Genomic DNA, 1602 nt, shown 5'->3' with positions numbered 1-1602 from the left:
CCTCCTCGGGCTTGTCGACGACGAGGGTCTCGGTCGTGAGCAGCATCGCGGCGATCGAGGTCGCGTTGACCAGCGCCGAGCGGGTGACCTTGACCGGGTCGAGGACGCCCTGGGCGACCAGGTCGCCGTACTCGCCGGTGGCGGCGTTGTAGCCGTTGCCCACGCCGAGCTCGCGCACCTTGGTGGTGACGACGTAGCCGTTGACGCCGCCGTTCTCGGCGATCCAGCGCAGCGGCTCGTCCACTGCCTTGGCGACGATCCGGACACCCATCGCCTCGTCAGCGGTGAGGCCCAGGTCGTCCTTGAGCACGGAGACCGTGTGGACCAGCGCCGAGCCTCCGCCGGCGATGATGCCCTCCTCGATCGCCGCACGGGTGGCGGAGACGGCGTCCTCGATGCGGTGCTTCTTCTCCTTCAGCTCCACCTCGGTGGCGGCGCCGACCTTGATCACGCACACCCCACCGGCGAGCTTCGCGAGCCGCTCCTGGAGCTTCTCCCGGTCCCAGTCGGAGTCGGTGTTCTCGATCTCGGCCTTGATCTGGTTGACCCGCGCCTCGACCTCGGCGCCGTCGCCGGCACCCTCGACGATCGTGGTGTTGTCCTTGGTGATCACCACGCGCCGGGCCTGGCCGAGCACCTCGAGCCCGACCTGGTCGAGCTTGAGGCCGACCTCGGGTGCGACGACCTGACCACCGGTCAGCGTCGCGATGTCCTGCATCATCGCCTTGCGGCGGTCACCGAAGGCCGGGGCCTTGACCGCTGCGGCGTTGAAGGTGCCGCGGATCTTGTTCACGACCAGGGTGGACAGCGCCTCACCCTCGACGTCCTCGGCGAGGATGAACAGCGGCTTGCCGGACTGGATCACCTTCTCCAGCAACGGGAGCAGGTCGGCGATCGCGCCGATCTTGCCCTGGTGCAGCAGGATGTAGGGGTCGTCGAGGACGGCCTCCATCCGCTCCGCGTCGGTCACGAAGTAGGGCGAGATGTAGCCCTTGTCGAACTGCATGCCCTCGGTGAAGTCGAGCTCGGTGCCCATGGTGTTGGACTCCTCGACGGTGATCACACCGTCCTTGCCGACCTTGTCGAAGGCCTGCGCGAGCAGCTCACCGATGTGCGAGTCGCGGGACGAGACGGTGGCGACCGCGGCCATGTCCTCCTTGGAGTCGACGTCGCGGGCGGCGTCACGCAACGCGTCACCGACGGCCTCGACGGCGAGGTCCATGCCGCGCTTGAGGCTCATCGGGTTCGCACCGGCAGCGACGGCCCGCAGGCCCTCGTGCACCATCGCCTGGGCGAGCACGGTCGCGGTGGTGGTGCCGTCACCGGCGATGTCGTTGGTCTTGGTCGCGACCTCCTTGGTGAGCTGGGCACCAAGGTTCTCGAACGGGTCGTCGAGCTCGACCTCGCGGGCAACGGTCACACCGTCGTTGGTGATCGTGGGGGCTCCCCACTTCTTGTCGAGGACGACGTAGCGGCCCTTCGGACCGAGCGTCACCTTGACGGCGTTGGCGAGCTTGTCCACGCCGCGCTCGAGGGCGCGCCGGGCGTTCTCGTCGAACTCGAGGATCTTGGGCACTACTTCACTCCTTGGGTGGAAAGCCG

At 68.1% G+C, this 1602-nt stretch carries 1 protein-coding gene; it reads right to left on the bottom strand.

Features of this window, described 5'->3' with window-relative positions:
* On the bottom strand, positions 1–1576 hold a 1576-nt coding region (groL, locus tag VLF38_RS15420), incomplete at its 3' end, for a chaperonin GroEL (protein ID WP_325272123.1).
* Between the last annotated feature and the right edge of the window lie 26 nt (positions 1577–1602).

It is taken from the genome of Nocardioides sp. (assembly GCF_035481145.1).
Taxonomy (GTDB): Bacteria; Actinomycetota; Actinomycetes; order Propionibacteriales; family Nocardioidaceae; genus Nocardioides.
The sequence above is the reverse complement of the archived record's forward strand: the minus strand, read 5'-3'. Positions and strand labels throughout refer to the sequence as shown.